The organism is Brucella sp. 22210, from assembly GCF_052045675.1.
Lineage (GTDB): Bacteria > Pseudomonadota > Alphaproteobacteria > Rhizobiales > Rhizobiaceae > Brucella.
In genome coordinates this window covers 88680-115398 of record NZ_JBQEPD010000013.1, presented here as the reverse complement: position 1 = coordinate 115398, position 26719 = coordinate 88680, and the positions used below count along the sequence as shown (strand labels likewise).

Genomic DNA, 26719 nt, shown 5'->3' with positions numbered 1-26719 from the left:
CTGATCCATCCGGAAATTCTGAGCGACATTTACGATATGGATATCGCAGTCGAGATCATCGGCGGGAAGCGCATCGGGGTCTATTACCTGTAAATAGACTATCTATTCGCTCGATTTCGTGCAAAAGCATGCGCAACCAGCCATTGGCGACTATCCGTGGAGTGTTCATGCTGACGAAGAAGGGCAAATATGGTTTGAAAGCACTGGCGCATCTTGCCTTGCTTGAACCCGGCGAAAGCGCTTTCGTCGCCGAGATTGCTTCCAAGAATAATATCTCCAAGAAATTTCTCGACGCCATTCTTCTGGAACTGCGCAACGATGGCATCCTGCGCTCCAAGAAAGGCCCCGGCGGCGGCTATAGCCTTTCCAAACCGGCAGCCGATGTCACGATAGGCCAGGTGGTCCGCGTTCTCGACGGACCGCTTGCACCCATCCGCTGCGCAAGCCGAATGGCCTATCAGCCCTGCGAAGATTGCGAAGATCACCGCGCCTGTCAGGTGCGCCGGTCAATGCTGCTCGTGCGCGAAGCCATTGCTGGCGTTCTCGATTCCATGACGCTGGAACAATTCGCCCGCAACGGTGGCCTCGAAGACGACAGCACCGCGCCAGAATGGGCCAAGTTAAGCGCCTGACAACAGGTCCAGCAGCCGGTAGCCGCCATTGTGATAAACAAGCGGCTCGCCGCTGCCTGCTACAATTTTCAAAACACGACCGATGATAATGGCATGGGTGTGCCGTTCGATGACGTCTTCCACGGCGCAATCGACGGCAGCCAGAGCACCTGTCAGCGCCAGTGCGCCGCTTTCCAGCGTGTACCATTCCGCATCGGCATAACGCGCAACGCCCTTGATACCGTCCTTGCCCGCAAAGCGATCCGCAATCGGCTGCTGTGCAGCCGACAGCACATTGACGCAGAAATGGTTATGGCGGCTGATGGCGGGCCAGACCGACGAACCGCGATTGATGTTGACGATGATCGTCGGCGGATCGACCGAAAGCGCGGTCGCCGACGTGACGGTCGCACCGGTGCGTCCATCGCCAAAACCGGCAGTAACAACGCTGACGCCGCCAGCCAACTGCCGCATCGCAGCCTTCAGCTCATCGGGTGAAACAGCAATATCCGCTGTATCTTCCACCAGTCTCAACGCTTTTTCGCCCATGCTTGCCACCATCATTTCATTACGGTCTTTGTCCCTCCGGTCGCCCGGACCAGACGTAACGAAATGGTGTCACGCTATGCAGCGGCGTTCAAAGCCGACGACTGCCTTCTCACCCCCAATAGGGAAAGCATTTTCTATTTTCTATAAAATGAATGGAATTAATCCGCTTCAACCGACAAGGCGCATAATCTGAAGGGAATGTACGCAGCCCAATCAGCGCTGCGTTCTTTTTATATGATGTTCGGCGAGATAGGCCCGATCGTCCTGCGTTGAAAACAGCACGGCAAAGACAATGCCGATACCCGCACCGAGCAATGTGTCCAGCACCCGTTCCGACACCATATCGCCCCCGTTCAAGCCGGGCGCAGCGATATAGGTCATCAGCAGCGCCATCGGCGTGACCAGAATTTGCCCCAGCGCATAATTGGAGCCGATGATCACCTCTGTTGCGAATTGCAGGAACGCCAGTATCGCAATCAGCGTCCATATGGACGGAGCATGCGTCAGGATCATCCAGGCAACGACAGCGCCCAGAAGCGTGCCGACCATGCGCTGCAAGGCGCGGCTCATATTGATATGCAAATGCGCGCCCTGCATCACGGCAACAGCACCCATCGCCGCCCAGGCAGGATGAGCGACACCCATGGCGTAGACGAGAAACGCTGCCACGCCCGCGCCGAAGGCAACGCGCGCGGCGGCTATCAGCCGGTGACGGACTGGCCTCAACGGTTCGGCGGGGAAAGGCTTTTCCGGGCTGGCCTTATGACGGAAATACTCGGTCAGCATACAGATCACGCAGGCCAGCAGCGCGACAATCGCAGTAGCAGCTGTGCGTTCCATCGTCTGCTGCAAGGTAACAGATTGGCTCATCGATGCGCCGGCGGCGAATATGAAGATCAACGCTCCGGGAGGGCCGAAATTTCCGGTGGTTGTCACAAAGCAAAACACGCCGCACAGGACAGCCAGCAGCATGAGCTGTACCGCTAACGGCGCACCCGCTGTGGCGACAAGCGACATGCTGAGCACGGCCAGCGTTTGACAGATCGCGCAAAGAAGCACGACACGGTTGCGGCGTGCCTGCGGTGCGAAACGTCCAAACAAAGCAACCAGAGTGCCAAGCGAGGCAAAGCCGATCAGATGCGACCAGGGCGAAAGATAGATAAGCGGCAAGGCGATGACCGCCGTGGCCGCCGATTGAAAGCCCGCAAGCGACGAATTGCGAATGGAAGGCTGCTGTGAAAGTGCGACGCTCTCCTGAAACTGCTGCGGCTTCAAAAGCTGGCGCGCGGCGTCCAGCCTGCGGGCCGACGTCGTCATGGAGGTTTCGATGCTCATTCTCCGGTTTCCTGTGAGCGTCTCAGCTGGTTGGCCGCAAGGCGCTGTTCGATAGAGTCAAAATGGTCAAGCATGGCGGCCAGATCCGCATCGGAAATATCCGCCAGCATGTCTTCTTCGCCCTTGGCCAGCTCACGCCGGATTTCGGTCACGCGCTGCTCGCCCTTCGGCGTGAGGAAGATTAGCCGCGCGCGGTTGTCGTTTTCATCGACCCGACGCTCGACCAGCTCCTGACGACTCAAAATGTCGAGAAGCCGCACAAGGCTTGACCCGTCGATGCCGACCAGCGCGGCGAGTTCCTTCTGCGTCACGCCGCCGCCCGTCGCCTGAAGATGGATCAGCGGCACCCAGGTGGCGTCGGACAGCCCTGCTTCGGCAAGGCGCGCGTCAAGCGCACGCCGCCAGCGCCGGGCAAGCAACGAAAAACGGATCCCGAACTGGGACCGAGGAGAAGACGAATTGGATTGCATGACCACAATAAAGCACGAATTAATTTGATTTGCATTCAAATTAATTCAGTTGAAACGAATTTCGCATTGGGAATTCTCCCGTAGAAACTTTCCGGCCGAAATTTCCAGATAGCGCTTTCGGAGCGAGCTGCTTATCATCAACCAATACTTCACCCGCAGACGCGAAAATCCGACCGACGGGCTGCAATACGGAAACATCCTCCCGCACGAAGGAAACAAGACAGCAACCATGGCAGCTCTCGTGTCGTCGGAAAATGGAGTGGGCCAGAAGGCAGCGCGCTTTCTTGGCCTGATACTGATCGCCATCCTCGGCTATAGTTTCTGGCTCAATGAAAGCTGGCTGACGCTCTGCGCCGGACTGGCGATTTTCCTGTTCGGCATGCAGTGCCTTGAAGAAGGCTTGCGCAATCTGGCGGGCAGTGCCTTGAAACGCATGCTGGCGCGCGGCACCTCCACCTCGTGGAAAAGTCTGCTGGTCGGGCTGGTCGGCGCAACGGTGATGCAATCAAGCACGCTTGTCTCGCTGATGACCATCGCCTTCATCACCACCGGCCTCATTTCACTGGCGGCAGGCATATCCATCATCTTCGGCGCAAATTTGGGCTCCGCAACCGGCATATGGCTGCTGTCGCTGGCCGGACAAAATTTCAGCTTGTCGTCGCTGGCGCTGCCGCTGATGGTGTTCGGCGTGTTGGCAAGTTTCTTCGGGCCGAAGATCAAGGCCATCGGGCGCATTCTGCTCGGCATCGCCTTCATTTTCCTCGGCATTGACGGCATCAAGCAGGGCTTTTCCGTCGTCACCGAGAATTTCGATCTCGCCCAATACAGGATCGACGGCTGGCTTGGTCAGGTCATCTTCGCGGGCATTGGCCTTGTGCTGACCCTGCTGCTGCAATCAACCCATGCGACCTTGATGCTGACACTTGCAGCGCTGGGTCTCGGACAGGTCGATCTCTGGCAATCGGCGGCAATCGCCATCGGGGCCAATGTCGGCAGCAGCGTCACCACCGGTGTTGCCGGGGCGCTCGGCGGCAACCGCAGCGGCCAGCGGCTTGCGCTGGCGCATGTGATTTTCAATGTCGTCACCGCCTGTATATCGCTGATCCTGATGGGCATGCTGGTTCGCCTTGCGGTATGGCTTTCGCAGGCAATGGGGGTCGGTGACAATCAGCTGATCCAGCTCGCGATCTTCAACAGCGAGTTCAACATTCTGGGCGTGCTGATCTTCTGGCCCGCTCTGGTCCCGTTCACACGTTTTCTGGAACGCGTGCTGCCGGACAGGCCGGAGCCGCGTGTTCTCATTCCGGCGGGCACGCCGGATCTTCCTGAAAACGCGCTGCGCGCCCGTTATCTCGACAAGTCGGCGCTCAGTTCACCCGAAACGGCTGCGCAGGCTCTTGTGCATGAGTTACAGCATCTTGGGCGTCTGAGTGTCGAAGTGATCTGCCACGCGCTTTACCTGCCGGTCAGCGAAATCAACCGCGCCAGGCATGATGAAGCCATCATGCGCGCCGCCCCCGACGTCGATTATGTCGACGCCGATCTGCTCTATCGGCTCTATATCAAGGGCGTCTATGGCGACATATTGAGCTTCATCGGCAAGGTCGATCCCGGGAACAACACGGACCAGCAGAATTTCTTGATGACCGGTCAGGTCATCGCGCTGCAAATGGCGGAAATGGTCAAGGACGCCAAGCATCTCCAGAAGAATCTCGGCTTCTATCTCCGGCAGACCAATTCACCGGCACGGGACGCCTATGTGGAGCTGCGCGAACATCTGGTCAATGTGCTGCATGAGGTCCGCGTGCTGAGCCGCGCCGATGCCGCCAGCGACAAATGGGACGCCCACCAGCAGGCTTTCATCGAGAAGGTCAAAGACTTCGAGCGAGACTTCGGCGCAAAGCTGTTCGAGGCCAACCGGCAGGAGAAAGTCAGCGGCTTGCAGCTCAGCTCGCTTCTCAACGATCTTGGCTATGCCAAACGCATCGCAAACGGTCTCAACACGCTGTTGACCATCCGCAAGCGGTCGCTGAACGATCCGCTGCACAATCTCTCCGGCTTCTTCGAGGAAGATACGCCGCTGGTTCAGATATAACGAAACGGCGCCAATCAGGCGGCGCGGATATCCAGACCACCATTTTCGACGATGAAGTCGATCACCTCCTGCACGCCCTGACCGCGATGCAGATCGGTGAAACCAAACGGGCGCTTGCCACGCATGCGCGCCGCATCGCTTTCCATCACCTCAAGGTCGACCCGCACATAGGGCGCAAGATCGCTCTTGTTGATGACCAGAAAGTCCGACCGCGTGATGCCCGGCCCGCCCTTGCGGGGAATTTCTTCGCCCTGACAGACGGAGATGACATAGAGCGTCAGATCGGCGAGATCGGGCGAGAAGGTGGCCGCGAGATTATCCCCGCCGGATTCGATAAACACGATATCCAGATCGGGAAAGCGCCGGTTCATCTCGGCAATAGCCTGAAGATTGATCGATGCATCCTCGCGGATCGCCGTATGCGGGCAGCCGCCGGTTTCCACGCCCATGATGCGGTCTTCCGACAAGGCCTGATGGCGCGCCAGAATATAGGCGTCTTCCTGCGTATAAATATCATTGGTGATGACAGCGACCGAATATGTGTCGCGCAGCGCCTTGCAGAGCTTTTCGGTCAGTGTCGTCTTGCCGGAGCCGACCGGCCCGCCGATACCAATCCTGAGCGGTCCATTCTTCTGTGTCATGAGCGAAAAAGCCTCGAATGCTGTGTTTCGTGTTTCATGGCCATGATGTCGGCGATGAAAGTCGCCGAACCAAGGTCATCCAGACTGGATTGTCCGGCGCGCATGGCGGTTTCTGCCAGCGTGTTTTCCAGCGCGGCCATGGTGGTCGTGACGCCGCTTTGCCCCGTTACCGACAGGCGAATCGACGCCTGCAACAGGTTGATGCAGAAAGCCTGCAGAAAGGCAGCCAGTGTAGAGCCAAGCGGAACGCCATGCGCCCCTGCAACTGCGCCGACCGCCACCGGATAAGCACAGTCGCCCGGCAGCTGATCGAACACCGGCGAAGGCCAGCTGCGCGCTGCGGCCAGGAATGCCCCGCCTTGCAGCATGGTTTCCATATGCCGCTCACGCGAACCTGCCAGCGCCTCCGCCAGATCGGCAATCTCGCGCAAATCCTCACCGGCCATCGCACGCCGCCAGCTTGCCGCGCACAGGACCGCATCGTTCCAGCCGGACCCGCGCGTGACGAGCCAGCGCAGCCAGTCCTTCAACTCTTTCGCATCGGTGACGAAGCCATCATGCACCGCCCGCTCCAGCCCGTGGCTATAGCTAAAGGAGCCGACCGGAAAGACCGGCGACAGCCACGCCATCAACCGCAGAAGGGCGGTGTTGGGATCAGTCGTGATGGTGGTGGTGATGGTCATGGTCGTGCGTGTGGTGATGGTGCCCGTGATCATGATCGTGGTCATGTTGTGCATGGCCGCCCGAATAGGCTCCGCGCAACGGGCTGAAAATCGCGACCACGTCGGTCACGGTTGCGCCCAGCCCTTCCAGCATCGCCTTGATGACATGATCACGCAGAATGAAGATGCGATCTGATTCAATCTGCGCCGCCAGATGACGATTGCCGATATGCCATGCAAGCTCGGCAATATGCAGCTGGTCGCGCCCGTGGATTTCGTAAAGTGCCTCGCTGGCAGCGCGAATTTCAATCTCGCGCCCGTCGTCCAGAACAAGCCGGTCGCCATGTTCCAGCACCACCGGATCGGCGAAATCGGCAAGCACCTTCTCGCCCGTGTCGAGCGTAATTGCCTTGCGGCGCAGATGGCGTTCGTCGCGCTCCAGCACGGCATGAGCAGCCGGAACGGCGTCGATCACTTCATGTGCGCGGATGATGTCTACTGCACGAAACATTCTCTACCTCAATTCTCAGAACAGGAAATAACGCTGCGCCATCGGCACTACGTCCACCGGTTCGCATGTCAAAAGCTCGCCATCGGCGCGCACTTCATAGGTTTCCGGGTCAACTTCCATTTGCGGCATGGCATTGTTGAGGATCATCGACTGCTTGCCGATGCCACCCCGCGTGTTGACGACCGCCGCCATCTGCTTGTCCACGCCGAGCCTCTCACGCAGACCGCCATCGATTGCCGCCTGCGAAACGAAGGTGATCGAGGTATTGGTGCGCGCTTTACCAAAGGAGCCGAACATGGGCCGGTAATGCATCGGCTGTGGTGTCGGGATAGAACCGTTCGGGTCGCCCATCGGAGCCGTCGCGATCCAGCCGCCGAGCAAAACCATATCGGGTTTGACGCCAAAGAAAGCCGGATTCCACAAGACCAGATCGGCGCGTTTGCCAACTTCCACCGAACCGATCTCATGCGACATGCCGTGAGCAATGGCCGGGTTGATGGTATATTTCGCCACATAGCGACGGGCGCGGTAATTGTCATTGCCCGGCTTGTCGTCCGGCAGGCCGCCTCGCTGGCGCTTCATCTTGTCCGCCGTCTGCCAGCAGCGGATAATCATTTCACCGACGCGGCCCATGGCCTGACTATCGGACGAGATGATCGAGAAAGCGCCCATATCATGCAAAATGTCTTCGGCAGCGATGGTTTCCTTGCGAATACGGCTTTCCGCAAAGGCAATATCTTCGGGAATGGCCGGTGACAGGTGATGGCAGACCATCAGCATGTCGAGATGCTCCGCGACCGTATTGATCGTATAGGGCCGCGTCGGGTTGGTCGACGCGGGCAGAACATTCGGATACTGGCAGACGCGGATAATATCCGGCGCATGCCCCCCGCCCGCACCTTCCGTATGGAAGGAGTGGATCGTCCGCCCCTTGAAGGCATTGAGCGTATCTTCCACGAAGCCGCTTTCATTGAGCGTATCGGTGTGGATCGCCACCTGCACGTCGAAATGGTCAGCAACAGACAGGCAATTGTCGATAGCCGCTGGCGTCGTGCCCCAATCTTCATGCAGCTTGAGGCCACAAGCCCCTGCCAGAACCATTTCCTCCAGTGCGCCCGGCAATGAGGCATTGCCCTTGCCGAACACACCGAAATTCATCGCCATGCCGTCGAAGGATTCAATCAGCCGCGCAATGTGCCATGGCCCCGGTGTGCAGGTGGTGGCCAGCGTGCCATGTGCGGGGCCGGTGCCGCCGCCCACCATGCAAGTAATGCCCGCATTCAGCGCCTCATCCACCTGTTGCGGTGAAATGAAATGAATATGCGAGTCGATACCGCCCGCCGTGACGATCTTGCCCTCGCCCGCGATGATTTCCGTGCCGGGGCCGATGATGATCGTGACGCCCGGTTGCGTATCGGGATTGCCCGCCTTGCCGATGCCCGCAATGCGTCCGTCGCGCAGACCGATATCGGCCTTGTAGATGCCGGTGTGATCCAGAATGAGCGCATTGGTGATGACCGTATCGACGGAACCTTGCGCCCGCGAAAGCTGGCTTTGGCCCATGCCGTCGCGGATAACCTTGCCGCCCCCGAATTTAACCTCCTCGCCATAGGTGGTGAGATCGTGCTCGACCTCGATGACGAGTTCCGTATCGGCAAGGCGCACCTTGTCGCCGGTGGTGGGGCCGAACATCTGCGCATAGGTGGCGCGGCTGATCTTGGCTGGCATGAAACTCTCCGTCGGCGCTCTAACCGTTTGTTTTAACGCACATCTCGTCCGAAAACCGTTTCACGCTTTTCGGGATATGCTCTGGCTCTGAATTAAAGCTTACCCATGATTTTCTGGCGGAACCCGTAGACCTCGCGCTTACCGCCGAGGGGAACCAGCGTCACATCGCGCTCCTGCCCCGGTTCGAAGCGCACAGCGGTGCCAGCGGCAATATCCAGCCTGCAACCGCGCGCTTTTTGCCGGTCGAATGACAGCGCCGCATTTGCCTCGTAGAAATGATAATGGCTGCCAACCTGGATCGGGCGGTCGCCGGTATTGGCGACCTTGATCGTGACCGTGGGTTGCCCCTCATTCAGTTCTATGTCGCCGTCAAGCGTGAAGATTTCGCCGGGTATCATGGTGCACCTCAACCAGCCATCAGCATCAGACCGCCAAGCGCCGTAGCGCCGCCAGCGACGCGCAGGGCGAGGCGTCCGCTTGGACCAGCAGCCAGACGCCCGACGCCAAGACCGATGGCGATGCCCGCCGCGTGGAGCAGAGCCGTAGCCAGCGCAAAGCCTGCCGCATAATCAAAGAAGGCCGCAGCACCGATTTCACCGCCATGCGCATGGCCGTGAAAGAAGGCGAAGAAACCGGCAATCGCTGCGCCAACAACCGGCGAGACCGGCAGGGCCAGCGCAACGAGAAAGCCAAGCACGACCACGGAAGCCAGAATCACCGGCTCAACGAAAGGCAGCGGCATTCCGATGAGTGCCGCCAAAAAGCCCAGCAGCATGACGCCGACAAAAGCCGCAGGCACGATGAAAAGCGCCCGCCCGCCCAGCATCGTCGCCCAAAGACCGACGGCAACCATCGCCAGAATATGATCCGCACCGAAAAGCGGATGCGAGAAACCGGCGGCAAAGGAGCCGTGCTCGGCGGGATTGAGATGGGCAAAAGCCGGGCTTGCGATAAGCGCAAAACCTGCTGCCGTCAGAACCGTCATCTTCTTCATCTTGCACCTTTTCAAAAATTAAAATTCAAAATCAGCGGATCGGCTCGTGCACCGTGACGAGCTTGGTTCCATCCGGAAATGTCGCTTCGACCTGAATGTCGTGGATCATCTCGGCAACGCCCGCCATCACCTGTTCCCGCGTGATGACATGCGCGCCCGCTTCCATCAGGTCGGCCACAGTGCGCCCGTCACGCGCGCCTTCCACGACGAAATCGCTGATCAGCGCTATGGCTTCGGGATGATTGAGCTTCACACCGCGCTCCAGACGGCGACGGGCGACCATCGCCGCCATGGCGATCAACAGCTTGTCTTTTTCTCTGGGCGTCAAATTCATGACTTCGTACCGAACCTTCTCATTAGACGCGGCCCGGTGGCCGCAAGTTCAAATTGACCAAACTTTAGGCAGCCCTGCCTTTCCATTGAGCAGCGCCAGCAAAGGAGCGAGGCGCTTGCGCAAGGCATAACTGTCCGGCGCATAGAGCCGCACGCCAAGTTTCGAGGCGCCGCCGACCTGCCAGACGCTGGCGCCGCCTTCCTCGCCGATAATGGCGCGCACGGCCTCCAGCTGCCTTTCGGCCTGCGCCGAAACCAACAGCACCGTGGCAACGGCAAGCCCGCCATCCGCGACCGCTCTGGCCTGCAATTCAGCGGCAACATCAGGCCCAAGGCGGAACTCTTCCGCATGAACCAGACGCCCGCCAAGCCGCACCCGCCAGCGGTCGCTGAACGATGCCTGTTCGACTTCTTCACCCATGGCGAGACGTCCGAACACACTTGCCTCGACCATCAACACTTCCGCCCCTTCATCCATCTCGACATCCAGCTCTCGGGACAGCACGGAGCGGTTGAACAAAATGGTTTCCTGCGGGAGCCATGCAAGACGCGTGCCTTTTGCGACCTTGATGTGTGTTTCGATGCGCGCCTCGCCTCCACCCGAGCGATAAATACGCTCGCAGGCCTGCGTGGTGATGACGGCGGAGGCGTTTTCCTGCAACGCCACATCCCAGCGCAGCTGGTCACCACCGGTCAGCCCGCCGGATGTGTTGATCAGGATGGCTTCCAGAGGATCATGCGCCACCTGTGGCATACGGATTTTGGCCGCGCCTTTCTGATAAAGCCGAGAAATGCGGGAGCGCCCATCCTTGAAATGGACCGTCAGTCCGCCCACGCCGTTGACGCGCTGCGAGGCAAGTTTTTCCAGATTACCCTTATCGATGGACATAAACGCTGCTTTCAAACCCCGCAGAACAAATCAGATTGCAGGCGAAAGTTACGGCAGGTCTTTCTCGGTGGAAAGCGGGCTCGAAAAAAATTTAACGGGCCGATATGCAGCGACGATAGATTGCCGGTTTAGAATAATGGATACACGTAAAAATAAATGTCAATTTTGAATTTCAACTTAAAATATATGAACAGATGATGATTTATACACAACAGTGTCAAGAAAGCTTCAAGCAACTGAGAAAAGCCTGTTACATTTGAGGCCTATTCCCCGCCCTCAGTTTTAGTCTGGCCAGCGGATTTCCGTGGCCGCTACGGATCGGGGAAAACATGCTTATCAACCGTCGTCACGCTTTGGGTCTCATGGGCGCTGCCGCTGGCACGTTCATCATGCCGGGGATTGTCCGCGCCAATCAGCGCCGCTCGGTCACCGTCGCCGTTCAGAAGATCACCAACAACAACACGCTCGACATCTGGAACGAACAGTCGAATGTCGGCGAGCGCGTTTTCTTCCCGAACCTTTGGGAAGGCCTGATTCTGCGTGACTGGATGGGCAATCAGGGTCCTGTTCCGGGCCTCGCCACCGAATGGAAGCGTCTCGACGACAAGACCATCGAACTGAAGCTGCGTCAGGGCGTGAAGTTCCACAATGGCGATGAACTGACCGCCGACGACGTGGTTTTCTCCTTCTCCGACGAGCGCCTGTTTGCCGGCACCGAGCCTGCTGGCGGCAAGACGCTTTATGAAGCGAATTTCAAGCCGCAGACGGAAAAAGAACTGCCTGCCGCCATTCCCGGCGTTTCGCGCCGTCTCTGGCCAGCGCTGCGCGGCGTCGAGGCCGTCGACAAATATACGGTCCGCTTCCACAATGCGACGCCGGACGTCACGCTTGAAGGCCGCCTCTATGCCTTTGGCTCGCAGATCGCCAACAAGCGCGCCTGGGATGAAGCCAAGTCCTATGCCGAATGGGCGCGCAAGCCGGTCACGACCGGGCCTTACAAGGTTGCCAGCTACAAGCCGGACGTAGAACTCATTCTCGAAGCCCATGACGAATATTGGGGCGGCCAGCCGCCGCTGCAGCAGATCCGCTTCGTCGAAGTGCCGGAAGTTGCAAGCCGTGTGAACGGCCTCATCTCCGGCCAGTATGATTTTGCCTGCGATCTGCCGCCAGACCAGATTGGCACCGTGACTGCCAATCCGGGTCTCGAAATCCAGAGCTCGACCATCTGGAACCACCGCACAACCGTTTTCAACACACAGAACGAAATCCTGCGCAATCCGTTGGTGCGCCGCGCCATGACCCATTCGATCGACCGTCAGGCGATTGTGGATGCGCTGTGGGCCGGTCAGACGGTTGTACCGGCTGGCATGCAGTTTGAAAGCTTCCGCACTTCCGACATGTTCATCGACGACTGGCAACCGCCGAAATTCGATCCTGAACTGGCCCGTGATCTTCTCAAGCAGGCCAATTACAAGGGCGATGCTATCCCTTACCGCCTGCTGAACAACTACTACACCAACCAGACGCCGACGGCGCAGGTTCTGGTGGAAATGTGGAAGCAGGTCGGCCTGAATGTCGAAATCGAGATGAAGGAAAACTGGGCACAGATCCACGATCCTGAAGGCGTCAAGGGCGTTCGCGACTGGTCGGCATCCAACAACATCAACGATCCGATCACGCCGCTGGTAGTCCAGTTCGGCCCGAATGGCGAAGCGCAGCAGAAGAAGGACTGGTCGAACGACGAGGTCAACAAGCTGTCGGTCATCATGGAAACATCCACCGACCACGACCAGCGCAAGAAGGCCATCAAGCGCATGCTGGAAATCTGCGAGCGCGAAGATCCGGTCTACAACATCCTGCATCAGAATGCCGTCTTCACCGGCATGAAGAAGGAACTGAACTGGAAGGCCGCACCGGCATTCGCCATGGATTTCCGTTCCAGCAACTGGAACGTCTGATCCACAGACCAAGGCTGGCATTTCACAATGCCAGCCTTCTCATTCTCCATGAAATTGCATCGATAATCGCAAAAGACCGCGATTGACCGACAGAAAGGGACGACCGTGGCATTCGTCTCCATCCGGGACTTGAAGGTCTCTTTCAGCGGCGTACAGGTTCTGCACGGAATCGATCTCGACGTGAGCCGCGGTGAAACGCTGGGCCTCGTCGGTGAAACCGGCTGCGGAAAATCCGTAACCTGGCTTGCCGCCCTTGGGCTTCTCCCCGGCAAGGCTTCCGTGTCAGGCTCGGTCAAGGTTGACAGTCAAGAATTGGTCGGCTCCACTCGCTCCGTCAAGGAAAGCGTCCGCGGCGGGCGTATCGCCATGATCTTTCAGGATCCGAGTTCGTCGCTCAATCCGGTCAAGAAAGTCGGCCATCAGATTGTCGAATCCCTGGCACTGCATCGCGGCCTGAAAGACAAGGCCGCGCGCAGCGAAGCCATTCAGTTGATGGAACGCGTCGGCATTCCCGATGCGGCGCGCCGGTTCAATCTCTATCCGCATGAGTTTTCCGGCGGCCAGTGCCAGCGGCTGATGATAGCTATCGCGCTGGCCGGTCAACCGGACGTCCTCATCGCCGATGAGCCAACCACCGCCCTTGATGTGACCATTCAGGCGCAAATTCTCGATCTTCTGGATCAGATTCGCCGTGAAACCGGTTTGGCAGTGGTGTTCATCAGCCACGATCTCGGCGCGGTCAGCCAGATATGCGAACGCGTTTGCGTCATGTATGCCGGGCGTATCGTTGAAAGCGGAACGACGGTCGAACTGTTCGACCGACCGCAGCATCCCTATACGCGCGGATTGTTCGAAGCCATCCCGCGCCTTGACGGCGGGCGTGAGCGCCTTCGCGCCATTCCCGGCACTGTGCCCGATCCACGCAATCTGCCAACAGGCTGCGCATTCGCACCGCGCTGCGCGCAAGTTAGCGAAACATGCACAACGGCGATGCCCGATCTTCTGATGCGAAACGGCCAGAAGGTCGCCTGTTTCCACCCCCATGCGGAAAGCGCAGCATCACACCTCTATCACAGCTGCACAATCCCGACAGAAGGCGCTCTGGCATGAGTTTCCTGCTCGAAGCAAACAATCTGGTACGGGTTTACCGCAGCGATGGCCTGTTCAAGAAAGCCGATCCGGTCAAGGCCGTGGATGGCGTCAGCCTGCGCGTCCAGCCCGGCGAAACGCTTGGCATCGTCGGTGAATCCGGCTGCGGCAAGTCCACGCTCGGGCGCATGCTGCTCGGCATTGATGACGCCACCGAAGGCGAGGTTCTGTTCGACGGTAAGCCACTGCCGCGCCGCCACACAGCCGGCTGGCGCAAGCTGCGGGCCCAGATGCAACTCGTCTTTCAGGACCCGCTGGCGGCGCTGGATCGCCGCCTGCCGATAGCGGCACAGATCGGCGAGCCACTGCAAATTCATGGGCTAGCTTCCGGCGCGGAACTGAAGGAACGTGTCAGCGAACTGATGCAATCTGTCGGGCTGCGCCGCGTTCAGGGCGAACGCTATCCGCATGAACTGTCTGGCGGTCAGCGCCAGCGCGTCATCATCGCCCGCGCCCTTGCAACCAGCCCAAGGCTGCTGGTCTGCGACGAACCGGTTTCCGCGCTCGATGTTTCGATTCAGGCGCAGGTGGTCAATCTCCTGCGCGATCTTCAGGAGAAACATGGCATCGCCATGGTGTTTATCAGCCACGATCTGAAAGTCGTGCGCAACATCTGCGACCGCGTCGCCGTCATGTATCTCGGCAAGATCGTCGAAGAGGCAAGCTCCGGCGTGATCTTCGAAACGCCCCAGCACCCCTATACCAAGGCATTGGTGTCTTCGGTTCCCGTACCGGGCAAGAAATTCAACCAGCGCATGATCCTCAAGGGTGAACCGCCAAACCCCGCAAACCGCCCAAGCGGTTGTGTGTTTCATCCCCGGTGTCCGGTGGCGGGTTTTCAATGCCCGACGACGATGCCCGATCTGGATTCAACCGGCTTTGACCGGCGCACGGCTTGTCACTTCGTTGAGCCGGCGAAAAGCGCTGCGTGAGGCACCCATGCTTACCTTCATAGCGTCCCGTCTTTTCCGCGCACTGATCACCGTCTTTCTGGTGATGACCTTTGCCTTCGTGGTGCTGCGCATGTCCGGTGACCCGGCACAGATCATGCTCGGCCCCGATGCACCGCAGGAATCCATCGATGCCTTCCGCAAGGCCTGGGGCCTCGACGACCCGATCTGGCTGCAATATCTGTCCTATCTCAAGGGCATATTGAGCTTCGATTTCGGCATCTCGATGCGCGACAAGGCACCAGCTATCGATCTGGTGCTGCAACGTGTGCCCGCCACGCTCCAGATCACCATTCCAGCGCTCATCATCAAACTTTGCCTCGGCATTCCGGCAGGCGTCTACGCCGCGCTGCACCGTCAGGGCATCGCTGACCGTGGCGTCATCACTCTGTCGATCCTCGGCTTCACCGTGCCGTCTTTCGTGCTCGGTCTGGTGCTGGTGCTGATCTTCTCGGTGCAACTAGGTGTCTTGCCATCCGGCGGCAGCGATACATGGATTCACGGCATTCTGCCGACCCTCACCATTGCTATTGGCGGCACGGCGGTTCTGGCGCGCTTCTCTCGCTCGGCCATGATCGAAGTGCTGGGGCAGCCTTATATCCGCACGGCATCAGCCAAGGGCATCAGCTGGAACGATGTGGTGTGGAAACACGCTCTGCCCAACGCCTCCGTGCCGATTGTCACCATCGTCGGCTTCATGGTCGGCGCACTGATCGCCGGGGCTGTGGTTGTCGAAACCATCTTCTCGTGGCCCGGCATTGGCCGCCTTCTGGTGGTGTCGGTCGCCAATCGCGACCTCGCCGTGGTGCAGTGCCTGCTGTTGATTATCGCAAGCTGCATGGTGATCTCCAATCTCGTGGTCGATGTGCTCTACGGCGTTCTCGACCCGCGCCTGCGCACCAAAGCCGCGCATTGAGGTGGACGCAATGACCGATACCGCTCTTTCCCCCGCCGCAACCGTCAAGGCGCCCGCGCTCATCACGCGCCTGCGCACCACCATGCCGATGAGCGTCGCCTTTGCCTGTTTCTGGCTGGCGCTGATGCTGTTCGTCGTGATCTTCGCCGACTATCTGCGGCCCTATTCCATCACCAAGATGGACCTGATGGCGCGACTTGTTCCGGTGGGATCACCCGGACACTGGCTCGGCACAGATGAGTTGGGCCGTGATGTTTATTCACGCCTGATCCAGTCGATCCGTGTCTCGCTGGTGATCGCCTTTGGCGCGACGATCCTGTCTGCCGTCTTCGGCACCTTGCTGGGATTTCTCGCAGCCCGCTTTCGCGGCTGGGTCGAGCACATTGTATTGATGCTGGCCGATTTTCAGGCCGCCCTGCCCTTTATGGTGCTGGCGCTTGCCGTGCTCGCATTCTTCGGCAATTCCATGCCACTGCTGATCGGGCTGATGGGATTCTACGGCTGGGAGCGTTATGCCCGCATCGCACGCGGTCTTGCCATTTCCGCCGGGGCGCAAGGCTATGCCAGCGCAGTGGTACAGCTCGGTGCAACGCCATTCCGTGTCTATTTCCGTCATATCCTGCCCAATGTCGCCTCGACGCTGATCGTCTCGATGACGCTGACATTCCCGGAAATCATCCTGATGGAATCCGGTCTTTCCTTCCTTGGTCTCGGCGTTCAGCCGCCAGAATCGTCGCTTGGCAATATGGTTGGGTTCGCGCGCGAATATCTGACACGTGCGCCGTGGATAATGCTGGCTCCGGCACTGGTGATCGTTCTGACCACCCTCTCCATTTCGCTTCTGGGTGACTGGCTTCGCGACAAGCTCGACCCAACCGTACAGTAAGGACATAAGACATGAAAAAGATCATGGCCCATCGCGGCGCTCGCAACCTTTGGGCTGAAAACTCGCTCACCGGCTTTCGCAATGTTCTGAACCTCGACATCGATAGCGTGGAGTTCGATCTTCACCTGACCGATGCCGGGCAAATTCTCGTCATCCACGACGCATCGCTTGACCGTACCACCACCGGCTCCGGTGACGTGCGCGCGCTCGATGATGCCGGTCGCCTTGCGATACGGCTGAAAGACGAACAGGGCACAGTTACCGCCGATCACATCCCCACCTTCGAGGAAGTGCTCGATGTCTTCGCCGAGCGGCCGGACGTGCTTCTCTATGTCGAACTCAAGTCCGGCGCCGACGGCAAGCCCTATGATGGCCTCGTGGAAAAGGCCGTGGAAATCATCCGCGCCCGCAATATTGGTGATCATGTTGTGCTGCATTCCTTCGACCGCAGCGTGGTTGAACATTGCGCGAAAATCGCGCCGGAAATTGACCGTCTGATTTCGCTCAACGCACAATGGGTGGAGCGCAATGGCGGACTGGAAACCTTCTTCCGCAGCGTCGAACCTCTGGTCCGTTATGTGGGCGTGCACCACGAATTGTTCGAATCCGAATTCGACCGCATCACGTCGCTGTTCCCCAAGGATCGCCTTGGCGTCTGGACGCTCAATGATCGCGCACTGATCGACCGCTGGATGGAGCGTGACGTTGCTTACATCACCTCTGACAATCCTGATCTGGTGATCGCATCGCGACTGGCACTGGCTGAAGCCGCAGTCTGACACATATCACCTGAACGAGGGTTCTGCCTGCACATCAATCCGGAGGCGAGGCAGAACTGCTCTATCCTTATGGCTTCCGGTCAATCCAGGAAATTGATAATGTCCGACCTGCCGCTTCTCGGCGCAGCCGTGCCGCTGTCCTATCTCGAAGAAAACCTCGATTTCATCCTGTCGGAAAACCGCGATCTGGAGATACAGGATTTTGTACATGTTGCTCTCCTGAAAGCCGACTGGAAGACACCAGCAAGCCGCATCAAGACCTTGCTTGAGGGCTACAAGGGCCGCCTTGGCATCCACGGTCCATTCTGGGGTCTCAACTTCTCCAATCAGGACGAAGACATTCGCAAGATCGTCACTGAGCGTTATCTTCAGGGACTGGAGGTCTGTGAATTCATCGGCGCAACGCAGATGGTGATCCACAGCCCGTATAATTTCTGGACCTATAACAATATCGACAACTTCCCGGAAAGCGGCCCGCAGATCGTGGACTATGCCCATGAAACGCTGGCACCGGTCGTCAAGCGTGCCGAGGAAATCGGCTGCACGCTGGTGATCGAGAATATCGAGGATATCGACACCGACGCGCGCTGCCTGCTCGCAGACAGCTTCCAGTCACCATCGGTCGCGGTTTCAGTCGATACCGGCCATGCCCATTTCACCTATGGCTCGCTTGGCGCGCATCCGGTCGATTATTTCATCCGCCGTGCAGGCAACCGCCTGCAGCACGTCCATCTGCAGGATGCGGATGGCTATGCCGATCGCCATTGGGGCATCGGTGAAGGCACCATCCGCTGGCATGGCGTTTTCGCAGCTTTGGCCCAGCTGGAAAGCAATCCGCGCCTGATCCTCGAACTGCGCGACAAGAACAAGATCATGCCGTCGGTCAAGTTCCTGCAGGACGCAGGTTTGGCACGCTAAGCATTCCGCTTATGCTTTGGGGGCACATTTTGCCCTCAAAGCTCGTCTGGCCGCTTGCCCTCGGCAACAGCTTGCGCAAGCAGGTTCGGCACACCCCAGGAGGCCGGGTCCTTGGTCGCATATTCCGCGATGCGCCGCTCTATTTCCGGCAAGTCGACACGCCCCGCCCAATGCATTGGCCCGCCGCGCCAGCGCGGGAATGCATAGCCGTAGATCATCACCAGATCGATATCGGCGGAACGTGCGGCAATGCCTTCTTCCAGAATACGAAAGCCTTCCTCGACCATCGCGGCGGTCGCGCGGGCAACGATTTCCTCGTCGCTGAAGGCTCGACGCTCGATACCAGCGCGCTTTGATTCTTCGATGACGATGGCGTCGATCAGCGCCGAAGGCGTCGCCGTGCCGCCCTCGTAATCGTACCAGCCCGCATTGGTCTTGCGACCGAGGCGACCCGTTTAATTCACGATGCGGTCAGCAACGGGAATGTAGCGAAAACCTGCCTTGGTCTTCCAGCCCAGACGTTTGCGGTTGGCATAGGCAATGTCGAGACCAGAGAGGTCCTGCACCTCGTATGGACCCATCGCCATACCAAAGCCACGCATGGCGGCATCAATCTGAGCGGGCAACGCGCCTTCAATCAGCATGATATCGCAGGTCTGGCGATAGCGGGTCAGAATGCGATTGCCGATGAAACCGTCGCAAACACCGGCCAATACGGGGATTTTCTTCATCCGCCCGGCAAGGCGCAAGGCCGTCGCGAGTGTTTCAGGGCTGGTGTCGTGGGCGCGGATCACTTCGAGTAGCTTCATCACATGGGCGGGGCTGAAGAAATGCAGCCCCAGAAAGCGGGCGGGATTGCGCACCACTTCGGCAATGTGATTGACGTCGAGATAAGATGTGTTGGTCGCGAGAATGGTCGTTTCCGGCAATGCGGCATCGAGCGCCGTAAAGACTGCGCGTTTGACATCGATATCCTCAAACACCGCCTCAATCGCAATATCGGCTGCGGGCAATGCATCATAGCCGACATGGAAACTGAACCGCGCCGCCTGATCCGCTTCGGCTTTTTCCGGTGTGGATTTTCCGCGCACGACCGCCTCGCCGTAGAGCTTGGCGATATTGGTGCGAGCACGCGTCGCGCCTGCTTCATCGGTCTCGACCAACGCTACATCGATGCCAAGCCCGGCCAGCGCATAGGCTATGCCTGCGCCCATCGTGCCGCCGCCAACCACTACTGCGGAGGCGATATCCGCGCCACCAGTCTTGCCCTGTCCCATTACCGCGCGCTCGGCGAAAAAGACATGGCGCAAAGCGGCCGCCTGATCACTAGACTTCAGCTCCAGAAAGACGGCGCGCTCTTGTGCCAACCCGTCATTCAAAGGCAGCGTGCATGACGCCTCGATCAGATCGATGGCCTTTTGCGGCGCAATCTGGTTCGGGCTGCGTTTTGCCACCTGCTTGCGGGCCGCCTCAACCGCCGTGTTGTCGAGCACGGGGCCGCGCAATGCGCCGGTCGCCGGGCGCTCCAGCCAGGAATAGCGCCGCGCGGCTTCCACCGGATTGTCGGCCAGAGCATCGAGAAGGCCGATCTTTTCCGCCTCGGCGGCACCGATCACCTTTCCTTCGGAGATCAGCGACAGCGCATTCTCCAGCCCGACCAGTCGCGGCAGACGTTGTGTGCCGCCAGCGCCCGGCACCACGCCGAGCGTCACTTCCGGCAAGCCAACCGTTGCGTTCAGCGCTGCAATACGCACAGCGCAAGCCAGCGCCAGCTCCAACCCGCCACCGAGCGCCGCACCGTTGATGGCGGCAACAACCGGCACCGGAAAGGTCTCGATACGGCTGACAATATCCGGCAGATGCGGCGGTTGCGGCGGCGCAGAAAATTCCTTCGCATCGACCCCGGCCACAAAAGTCCTGCCCGCCCCAGTCAGAACGACCCGTCCGACACCTGCCGCCTGTGCCCCGTTCAGCGCCGCCATCAGCCCTTCACGCACCGCACGCGATGTGACGTTGACGGGCGGATTATCGATGGTGATCAGCGCAATGCCGTCATCGATAGACAGGTGGACCGGATCGGACATAGACACGGACATGGGACACGCTCTTTACAAATGAGGGTGGAAGCCGCCGGAAACGGCCATGATCTCGCCCGTAACAAAACGGGCCGGTTCCGAAGCGAAATAAGCGACCGCCTCGGCAATTTCCTCCGGCTCGGCCATGCGCCGGTTATAGGCTCTCGACACCAGCCGCGCGGCGTTTTCGGCGGGCATGGTCTGGGTGACAGATGTGCGTGTCAGCCCCGGCGCGACGGCATTGACGGTAATCGCGGGCGCAAATTCTTCCGCCAGACTGCGTGTGAGCGAGGCGATCGCCGCCTTGCCCGCCGCATAATCCGCCTGCCCACCCTCACCGCCGAACACCACCGATGCGAAGTTGACGATCCGTCCAACCCCGCGCTCCAGCATGCCCGGCGCAAAGGCGCGGATCAGGTGGAAACTGCCCATCAGATTGAGGTCGAGCGTGGCGCGAAACCGCGCCTCGTCCATTTCCAGAAAGGGCGTGTAAAGCTGGGAAGAGCGAATGCCGCCAACTGTGTTCACCAGCACATCGATACCGCCAAAGGCTTTGAGCGTCTCCGCGGCGAAAGCCTCCGCTTCCGCCGTCACGGTCACGTCGCCGCGCAGGGTAACGATATTCAGTTCCGGAAATCCCTCCGACAACAGGGCGGCTGTTTCACCAAGCCTTGTGCCGGAAATATCGGTCAGTGCCAGTTGCCGTGCGCCGTCCGCAACGAGCCGTCGAATGATGGCGCGGCCCATCGGGCCTCCAGCACCTGTTACGACGACACGCGGTCCGGCGATGCGGTTGGCACTGTTGATAGTCACTTGCGGTTCCTCTCATATTCTTCACGCAACTCGTTGCGCAGCGCGAATTTCTGGATCTTGCCGGATGCCGTCGCAGGCAGACGGTCACGCAGTTCCAGACGCTCGGGGAAATACTGGCGCGCCAAATGCTGCGCACCAAGGAACGAAATCATACTGTCGAAATCAACCGTCTGGCCAGACCGCGCGACGATGAAAGCGCAGGCGCGTTCACCCAGACGCTCGTCGGGATAGGCGACAATGGCCACCTGCTGCACGGCGGGGTGCTTGTAGAGAAGCGCTTCCACCTCAACGACGGGGATGTTTTCCGCGCCGCGAATGATCACATCCTTCGAACGACCGCAGATACGGATATAGCCTTGCGCATCCATGCGCGCGATGTCGCCCGTATCAAACCAGCCATCGGCATCGGTATTGTTCCATTGCGGGCGCTTCAGATAGCCGACGAAATTCGAGCAGCCGCGCACGAAAAGCTCGCCCTCATGTCCCGCCGGAGCAGGCTTGCCATCGGACCCGCGCACTTGCAATTCCATGCCGGGCAAGGCTGGACCGTCGGTGTTCACTGAACGGTCATCCGGGTCTTCCGGCGGCACGACGGACACTGCGCCGTTTTCCGTCATGCCCCAGGCGGAAATCACCTTCGCGCCCAGAATGCGATTGCCACGTTCGACAAGCGGACCCGGAATGGCTGTTCCTGCGCAGAGGAAAATACGCAGGGAAGACGCATCCGTGCCTCCGTCCTCAACCGCCGTGGACAAATCCATCAGGAACGGTGTGGAGGCCATGGTGAAGGTCACGCGCTCTTCCGCAATCACCCTTGCGGCCAGCGCCTTGTCCCAGAGATCGAGCAGGACCATGCGCGCTTGCAGCATGAACGGCATCAGGAAACCGTACATGAAGCCGGTCTGGTGCGCCATCGGCGAAGCCATCAGGACGATATCGTCCGTGCCAAGCCCAAGACGGGCGGCATAGGCAACCAGATTGGAATACATCGTATTGGCGGTGTGCATCACGCCTTTCGGCTCGCCGGTCGTGCCGGATGTGTAGATCAGCTGGCAGACATCATTGGCGTCGCCACGCACCGTCAGGGAGTAATCACGCAGACCCGGCGCATTATCGAATGCAGGGTCCATCAGTAGCGCATCGAAACTATTGTCGCCTGCTCCGCCCGCCACGATCACATGCTGCAAATCCGGCAGATCGGGGCGCAAACCTGCGGCCATGGCTTCATGGTCGAAATCGCGGAACACCTTCGGCACGACAAAGGCCTTCACCTCGCCATGCTTCAGCATGAACCGCAGCTCGTGCTCGCGGAAGATCGGCATGACCGGATTGAAGACGATGCCGAGGCGTCGGCAGGCGATATAGAGAACGACAAACTCCCATGAATTGGGCAACTGGCAGGCCAGAACATCGTCCTTGCCCAATCCAAGACGCCGCAGCCCCTCCGCTGCGCGCCAGGACAGATCCTCCATCTGTTTCCAGGTCAGGTCGCGTCGTGCGCCCGAAGATACGGCAATGCTGGTCATCGCCAGCGCATCGGGCTTGGCTTCAAGGCACTCTTCGAAATAGTCCAGCAATGTCTTGCCTGGCCAGAAGCCTTCGGCCTCCATCTTCGCACGGCGGGGCTCGATCAGCACAGCGTCGAATTTCATGGTTTCTTCCTCCCAATCATTGTCGGCGCATTGTCAGCCGCTGACCGCGGCCCTTCCCGCACGTTCGCGTGCGATGATGTTTTTCATAATATGTGCGGTGCCGTCGCCGATCTGCAGGCCGAGCACATCGCGCAGGCGCTGCTCGAACGGCAGTTCGTTGGAATAGGCTGCATGGCCGTGGATCAGCAGGCAGGCATGGATCGCCTCATAGGCCAGAAGCGGCGGCCACCACTTGGCCATGGCAGCCTCGGCCACATGCGGCATACCCTGATCCTTGAGCCACAGCGCATTGAGCGACAGAAGCCGCGCTGCCTCCACCTTGGTATCGAAATCGGCAAGCTGATGCGTGATGCCCTGAAATGCCGCCAACGGCTTGTCGAAGGCCTTGCGTTCCTTGATGTAATCCCACGCTTCATCCAGCGACTGGCGGGCAGCGCCAAGACATTGCAGGCCAATCAGCGAGCGCGAGAAATCGAAGCCCTGCATGACCTGCACGAAGCCCTTGCCCTCTTCGCCGAGCAGATGATCCACCGGCACCCGCACATTGTCGAAGAAGATCGAGCCGCGCCCGATCGCATGCTGACCGACATCGACAAAACGTGTGGTGGAAATGCCGGGCAGGTCCATCGGCACGAAAATGGCCGAGATGCCCCGCGCCTTGTCTTCCGGCTTGCCGGTGCGGGCAAACACCACCGCGCCCTTGGCCTGATCTGCCGCGGAGATCGACGTCTTTTCACCGTTGATGACGTAGTGGTCGCCGTCGCGCTCCATCTTGAGGCCAAGATTGGCGGCATCCGATCCGCCACGCGGTTCGGTCAGTGCGATGGCAAGCATCAATTCGCCTGCGATGAGCTTCGGCAGCCATTCGCGCTTGATCTCGGGATTGGCGAATTTCGCCAATATCTGCCCGTTCAGCGAGGCGAGCACATTGATATAGCCCATGTTGAAATCGCCACGGGCGATTTCCTCGATAATGACGCCTGAATAGAGCGCGCCGGAACCGAGCCCGCCGAATTCTTCCGGCAGTTCAGGGGCGATGAGGCCGAGGCTACCCATTTCGCGCACCAGCTCAGGGCCGAAGTTGCCCGACTTTTCCCGGGCCTGATAACCCGGCGTGAGACGGTCCCTTGCGAACTTGCGGGCGAGGTCGCGCAGTGCGTTGATCTCATCGGTATCGAAAATGGTCGGATACATGGCTACCTCACTGACCCGGACGTCAACGAGGAGGCGCAAAGGCGCTTATGGGGCATTGAAATGCACAGCATTGGCCCTCCTCCCAGATAGACGTCTGCATATGTTTGTTGTCTTGGCCGGATATGCGGCGCGCCTTGCAACAGGCGCGCCGACCGGTCCTAGCTGGGCGGACTTATTTCGCAAATTTGCGGAAATCAGGCTTGCGCTTTTCGCGGAAGGCGACGCCGCCTTCCTTGCTTTCTTCGGTATCGTAGTAGAGCGACAGAGCGCGCATACCGAGAGCACCGATGCCCCGGATGTTTTCGCTGTCGGCATTGAACGAAAGCTTGGCGAGCGCCAGAGCGGTCGGCGAGCGTTCCATCAGCTCGGCCACCCAGCGATCCACTTCCGCATCCAGCTCCTCATGCGGGACAACCGCATTGGCAAGGCCCCATTCCAGTGCCTGCTGCGCGGTATAGCGTTTGTTCAGATACCAGATTTCGCGGGCGCGCTTTTCACCGATGACGCGGGCGAGATAAGCGGTCCCGAACCCCGGATCGACGGAACCTACCTTGGGACCAACCTGTCCGAACTGCGCCTTGTCGGACGCGATGGTCAGATCACAAACCGTGGCGAGAACATTGCCGCCGCCAATGGCAAAACCGTTCACGCGGGCGATCACCGGCTTCGGCACATCGCGGATCAGGCATTGCAGCTCGTCGACCGGCAGGCCGATCACGCCGCGACCGTCATATTGCCCGTCATGGGCCGACTGATCGCCGCCGGTGCAAAACGCCTTGTCGCCAGCGCCCGTCAGCACAATGGCGCCAATGGACTTGTCCCAGCCTGCCTTCTGGAAAGCATGGATCAGCTCGTCAATCGTATGACCGCGAAAGGCATTGTACTTGTCGGGACGGTTGATGGTGATCCATGCCGCACCACCGCGAACCTCATAGAGAATATCGGTATATTCAGTCATGGCTTCCTCCTGCAAACAGCATCCCGATCAAATCGGGAAACCTGCTCAAACTTCTTGTTCTGAGGCATTTTGCGACGCCGGGCGCTACCGCCCGGCTGCAAATGCTTAGCCGTGCATCGTCAGACCGCCGGAGACGCTGATCGTCTGTCCGGTGATGAAGGCCGCATCGTCACTCGACAGGAATACAATCGCGCCGGGCAGATCGTCCGGACGGCCAAGACGACCGAGCGGAACAGCCTTGGCAAAGGCAGTGCGTAGCTTTTCCTTGTCGCCCGCCGCTTCCATGAAGTTTTCCAGCATGGCCGTTTCGGTCACACCGGGGCAGACCGTGTTGAAGGTGATGTTGTTGCGCGAATGTTCGCGCGCCAGCGTTTTCATGAAGGCGATCACACCGGCTTTGCAGGCCGAATAAACTGACTCACCCGACGAGCCGCCGCGACCCGCATCTGAGCCGATCGACACGACACGACCGCCATTGCCACGCGCCACCATCGAGGCCAGAACCGGCTTGGTGATGTTCAGGACGGCACGCAGATTGATGTCGATGATCTTCGCCCAATAGTCCGGCTCGGACTTGAGAAAAGGCACAAACAGATCCCAACCGGCATTGTTGACCAGCACATCGACCGGGCCATATTCGGCCTCAAGCTTGGCTACTGCCGCACCCGTCGCATCGAAATTCGTCAGGTCCACGATCATCGCCGTGGCGTCGCCGCCCTTGGCCTTGATCACATCCACGACCTTTGCGGCGGCATCCGCGCTGATGTCGGCAACGACAACACGTGCACCTTCTTCGGCGAAACGTAGGCAAGTGGCTGAGCCAATCCCGCCGCCGCCGCCAGTTACGACAACTACTTTACCTTTTAGGCCGCGCATGGTGCCCTCCTTCCCAATGGCAGACTAAAGGTGCAACGCCTTATAACCACGATTATAAGTGCATTTATCGCCTTAGCCAGCTCCGAACCTCGGATCAAACTCCCATTTGAAATGGTTACAGCCAGCAGAAATTTATGTCAATATATTTACGTTATTTTATATGCCACACTCTCTTGACCTAAAGTCGAAGGACGTACACTCTGTCGCCGACAACCGAAGCGGAAAACATGACAAAGACCACAAAAGAGCGCGCAAAATTTACCGACCTGTCCCTGGGTCTCAGCAACCGGCTGTTCTTCCGGATGTATCAATGCGCCAACATGCTGCATAAAACGGGCACGCGCGCGCTCGAAGAATATGGAATCACCACCCAGCAATGGGCCGTGCTCGGAGCGCTGACGCGTACGAATTTTGAAAATGGCGTCGCGGTGGGCGATCTCGCCACCTTCCTGCTAGTCAGCCGTCAAAATCTGGCGGGCGTCCTGTCACGACTGGAAAGTCTCGGCTATATCGAGCGCGCCGTATCGGAAACCGATAATCGCTCCCGCCTCATCCGGCTGACTGAAAAGGGCCTTAGCCTCTGGGACGAAAATATGCGCCCCGTCATCACCGGCTATTACGAGGAAGCGCTGGACGGATTCTCGACCGAGGACAAGATCCACATGCTGCATTACCTCGACAAGATGCTGCACAATTTCAAAGCCATTGACCCCGAAGCGACCTCAACCGAAGACGCTGCCGAATAGAATAAAGGCGGCAGATCAATCCGCCGCCTTC

General features: G+C 59.2%; 28 protein-coding genes and 1 pseudogene. 11 read left to right on the top strand and 18 right to left on the bottom strand.

Translation table 11 applies throughout. The annotated features are described in order from the left end of the window. Both ACTJKP_RS16935 and ACTJKP_RS16930 read left to right on the top strand, forming a co-directional pair. Positions 1 to 93: pseudogene (locus ACTJKP_RS16935) on the top strand (iron ABC transporter ATP-binding protein); the annotation flags it as partial. A gap of 74 nt (positions 94 to 167) precedes the next feature. Beyond that, positions 168 to 632: an Rrf2 family transcriptional regulator gene (locus ACTJKP_RS16930; protein WP_078338419.1), complete on the top strand. Its 465-nt coding sequence runs from the start codon at positions 168 to 170 to the stop codon at positions 630 to 632. On the opposite strand, the gene ACTJKP_RS16925 is transcribed toward ACTJKP_RS16930, so the two are convergent. The 3 genes from ACTJKP_RS16925 to ACTJKP_RS16915 all read right to left on the bottom strand — a co-directional run bounded on the left by ACTJKP_RS16925 (position 621) and on the right by ACTJKP_RS16915 (position 2914). Next, positions 621 to 1160, bottom strand: coding sequence for a flavin reductase family protein (locus ACTJKP_RS16925; protein ID WP_440631497.1), 540 nt, complete (start codon positions 1158 to 1160; stop codon positions 621 to 623). The genes ACTJKP_RS16930 and ACTJKP_RS16925 overlap by 12 nt on opposite strands. 213 nt (positions 1161 to 1373) lie before the next feature. Further along, entirely contained in the window at positions 1374 to 2495 is a 1122-nt protein-coding gene (locus tag ACTJKP_RS16920) for an FUSC family protein (protein ID WP_440631496.1), read from the bottom strand. Beyond that, complete coding sequence (locus ACTJKP_RS16915; protein ID WP_440631495.1) at positions 2492 to 2914, bottom strand: MarR family winged helix-turn-helix transcriptional regulator; 423 nt, start codon at positions 2912 to 2914, stop codon at positions 2492 to 2494. The genes ACTJKP_RS16920 and ACTJKP_RS16915 overlap by 4 nt, the downstream gene beginning before the upstream one ends. A 280-nt stretch (positions 2915 to 3194) precedes the next feature. Here ACTJKP_RS16915 and ACTJKP_RS16910 point away from each other — a divergent pair, with 280 nt between their 5' ends. Continuing rightward, positions 3195 to 5060 (top strand): Na/Pi cotransporter family protein, encoded by a 1866-nt coding sequence (locus tag ACTJKP_RS16910; protein WP_440631494.1) that lies wholly within the window; start codon positions 3195 to 3197, stop codon positions 5058 to 5060. Between the two features lie 14 nt (positions 5061 to 5074). Here ACTJKP_RS16910 and ureG read toward each other — a convergent pair whose 3' ends face one another. From ureG to ACTJKP_RS16870, 8 genes are all read right to left on the bottom strand, one after another. Beyond that, positions 5075 to 5701: an urease accessory protein UreG gene (gene ureG, locus ACTJKP_RS16905; protein ID WP_078338393.1), complete on the bottom strand. Its 627-nt coding sequence runs from the start codon at positions 5699 to 5701 to the stop codon at positions 5075 to 5077. Continuing rightward, on the bottom strand, positions 5698 to 6384 hold the full coding sequence (locus ACTJKP_RS16900) for an urease accessory protein UreF (protein WP_440631501.1): 687 nt from the start codon (positions 6382 to 6384) through the stop codon (positions 5698 to 5700). Before ACTJKP_RS16900 ends, ureG begins: the two co-directional genes overlap by 4 nt. Beyond that, entirely contained in the window at positions 6356 to 6874 is a 519-nt protein-coding gene (gene ureE / locus ACTJKP_RS16895) for an urease accessory protein UreE (protein WP_440631493.1), read from the bottom strand. The genes ACTJKP_RS16900 and ureE overlap by 29 nt, the downstream gene beginning before the upstream one ends. Before the next feature lie 15 nt (positions 6875 to 6889). Beyond that, entirely contained in the window at positions 6890 to 8602 is a 1713-nt protein-coding gene (gene ureC / locus ACTJKP_RS16890; protein ID WP_440631492.1) for an urease subunit alpha, read from the bottom strand. A gap of 92 nt (positions 8603 to 8694) precedes the next feature. Then, positions 8695 to 9000, bottom strand: a complete 306-nt coding sequence (locus tag ACTJKP_RS16885; RefSeq protein WP_078338389.1) for an urease subunit beta — start codon at positions 8998 to 9000, stop codon at positions 8695 to 8697. Between the two features lie 8 nt (positions 9001 to 9008). Next, positions 9009 to 9596: a HupE/UreJ family protein gene (locus tag ACTJKP_RS16880; protein ID WP_182522919.1), complete on the bottom strand. Its 588-nt coding sequence runs from the start codon at positions 9594 to 9596 to the stop codon at positions 9009 to 9011. Between the two features lie 31 nt (positions 9597 to 9627). Continuing rightward, complete coding sequence (locus ACTJKP_RS16875; protein WP_078338387.1) at positions 9628 to 9930, bottom strand: urease subunit gamma; 303 nt, start codon at positions 9928 to 9930, stop codon at positions 9628 to 9630. Positions 9931 to 9978: 48 nt separating this feature from the next. Then, positions 9979 to 10818, bottom strand: a complete 840-nt coding sequence (locus tag ACTJKP_RS16870; RefSeq protein ID WP_440631491.1) for an urease accessory protein UreD — start codon at positions 10816 to 10818, stop codon at positions 9979 to 9981. 329 nt (positions 10819 to 11147) lie between these two features. Between ACTJKP_RS16870 and ACTJKP_RS16865 the strand changes: the two genes are divergently transcribed. The 7 genes from ACTJKP_RS16865 to ACTJKP_RS16835 all read left to right on the top strand — a co-directional run bounded on the left by ACTJKP_RS16865 (position 11148) and on the right by ACTJKP_RS16835 (position 18374). Then, positions 11148 to 12776 (top strand): ABC transporter substrate-binding protein, encoded by a 1629-nt coding sequence (locus ACTJKP_RS16865; protein WP_440631490.1) that lies wholly within the window; start codon positions 11148 to 11150, stop codon positions 12774 to 12776. A 105-nt stretch (positions 12777 to 12881) separates the two neighbouring features. Beyond that, positions 12882 to 13886 (top strand): ABC transporter ATP-binding protein, encoded by a 1005-nt coding sequence (locus ACTJKP_RS16860; RefSeq protein WP_440631489.1) that lies wholly within the window; start codon positions 12882 to 12884, stop codon positions 13884 to 13886. Further along, complete coding sequence (locus ACTJKP_RS16855) at positions 13883 to 14857, top strand: ABC transporter ATP-binding protein (protein WP_440631488.1); 975 nt, start codon at positions 13883 to 13885, stop codon at positions 14855 to 14857. Before ACTJKP_RS16860 ends, ACTJKP_RS16855 begins: the two co-directional genes overlap by 4 nt. A 7-nt stretch (positions 14858 to 14864) precedes the next feature. After that, positions 14865 to 15791, top strand: a complete 927-nt coding sequence (locus ACTJKP_RS16850; RefSeq protein ID WP_078338382.1) for an ABC transporter permease — start codon at positions 14865 to 14867, stop codon at positions 15789 to 15791. A 10-nt stretch (positions 15792 to 15801) separates the two neighbouring features. Further along, a complete protein-coding gene (locus ACTJKP_RS16845) occupies positions 15802 to 16677 on the top strand; it encodes an ABC transporter permease (RefSeq protein ID WP_280993536.1) in 876 nt (291 codons plus the stop codon). 11 nt (positions 16678 to 16688) lie between these two features. Further along, a complete protein-coding gene (locus tag ACTJKP_RS16840) occupies positions 16689 to 17456 on the top strand; it encodes a glycerophosphodiester phosphodiesterase family protein (protein ID WP_440631487.1) in 768 nt (255 codons plus the stop codon). A 99-nt stretch (positions 17457 to 17555) separates the two neighbouring features. Continuing rightward, positions 17556 to 18374 carry a sugar phosphate isomerase/epimerase family protein gene (locus ACTJKP_RS16835; RefSeq protein WP_440631486.1) on the top strand — a complete coding sequence of 273 codons (819 nt, stop codon included), beginning with the start codon at positions 17556 to 17558 and terminating at the stop codon, positions 18372 to 18374. A 35-nt stretch (positions 18375 to 18409) separates the two neighbouring features. On the opposite strand, the gene ACTJKP_RS16830 is transcribed toward ACTJKP_RS16835, so the two are convergent. The 7 genes from ACTJKP_RS16830 to ACTJKP_RS16800 all read right to left on the bottom strand — a co-directional run bounded on the left by ACTJKP_RS16830 (position 18410) and on the right by ACTJKP_RS16800 (position 25942). Continuing rightward, on the bottom strand, positions 18410 to 18661 hold the full coding sequence (locus tag ACTJKP_RS16830; protein ID WP_440631485.1) for a hypothetical protein: 252 nt from the start codon (positions 18659 to 18661) through the stop codon (positions 18410 to 18412). Positions 18662 to 18829: 168 nt separating this feature from the next. Next, the gene (locus ACTJKP_RS16825; protein WP_440631484.1) at positions 18830 to 20470 is read right to left on the bottom strand and encodes an FAD-dependent oxidoreductase; all 1641 of its coding nucleotides are present in this window, start codon (positions 20468 to 20470) and stop codon (positions 18830 to 18832) included. A gap of 12 nt (positions 20471 to 20482) precedes the next feature. Beyond that, complete coding sequence (locus tag ACTJKP_RS16820) at positions 20483 to 21262, bottom strand: SDR family NAD(P)-dependent oxidoreductase (protein ID WP_440631483.1); 780 nt, start codon at positions 21260 to 21262, stop codon at positions 20483 to 20485. Beyond that, entirely contained in the window at positions 21259 to 22914 is a 1656-nt protein-coding gene (aliA, locus tag ACTJKP_RS16815) for a cyclohexanecarboxylate-CoA ligase (RefSeq protein WP_440631482.1), read from the bottom strand. The genes ACTJKP_RS16820 and aliA overlap by 4 nt, the downstream gene beginning before the upstream one ends. Positions 22915 to 22947: 33 nt before the next feature. Beyond that, positions 22948 to 24108: a cyclohexanecarboxyl-CoA dehydrogenase gene (aliB, locus tag ACTJKP_RS16810; RefSeq protein ID WP_440631481.1), complete on the bottom strand. Its 1161-nt coding sequence runs from the start codon at positions 24106 to 24108 to the stop codon at positions 22948 to 22950. Between the two features lie 172 nt (positions 24109 to 24280). Then, the gene (badI, locus tag ACTJKP_RS16805) at positions 24281 to 25066 is read right to left on the bottom strand and encodes a 2-ketocyclohexanecarboxyl-CoA hydrolase (RefSeq protein WP_078338376.1); all 786 of its coding nucleotides are present in this window, start codon (positions 25064 to 25066) and stop codon (positions 24281 to 24283) included. Positions 25067 to 25171: 105 nt separating this feature from the next. Further along, entirely contained in the window at positions 25172 to 25942 is a 771-nt protein-coding gene (locus ACTJKP_RS16800; protein ID WP_078338375.1) for an SDR family NAD(P)-dependent oxidoreductase, read from the bottom strand. Positions 25943 to 26169: 227 nt separating this feature from the next. Between ACTJKP_RS16800 and ACTJKP_RS16795 the strand changes: the two genes are divergently transcribed. Beyond that, positions 26170 to 26688, top strand: coding sequence for a MarR family winged helix-turn-helix transcriptional regulator (locus ACTJKP_RS16795; RefSeq protein WP_280993522.1), 519 nt, complete (start codon positions 26170 to 26172; stop codon positions 26686 to 26688). The last annotated feature ends 31 nt before the right edge of the window (positions 26689 to 26719 follow it).